The organism is Vibrio sp. 10N.222.55.C6 (assembly GCF_041473395.1).
Lineage (GTDB): Bacteria > Pseudomonadota > Gammaproteobacteria > Enterobacterales > Vibrionaceae > Vibrio > Vibrio crassostreae_C.
In genome coordinates, this window is sequence record NZ_JBFRSD010000802.1 from 1 (window position 1) to 304 (window position 304).

General features: G+C 46.7%; 1 pseudogene. It reads right to left on the minus strand.

Annotated features, from left to right (window positions below):
• Nucleotides 1-75: 75 nt before the first annotated feature.
• Nucleotides 76-304: pseudogene (locus AB4486_RS26265) on the minus strand (hypothetical protein); the annotation flags it as partial.

The window sequence follows — 304 nt, forward strand, 5'->3', positions numbered from 1 at the left end:
ATCTTAGCTCGCGACCTCGCTAGAAGACCTTAATCTTTAACCTTAATGCCTCCATTTACTTATCGACTTGTATCGTTAGCGAGACTCATTTGGCAGGTTAGGGTGCTGTTGGCCTTGGTACTTTGGTAACTGTTCTTTTAGCCCCTTAAACGTGCTCAGTGCACTGCCTATCGATAACTTGTTCATCAACCAATTTGGCAAGATGCCCCCTGCGTTCGCATACGCGGTGTAGGTGATGTAGGTATTGCCATTAGTCAGCGGTTGCAGTGTCCAAAGTGCGTCCACATCGTAGATTCGAATGTAC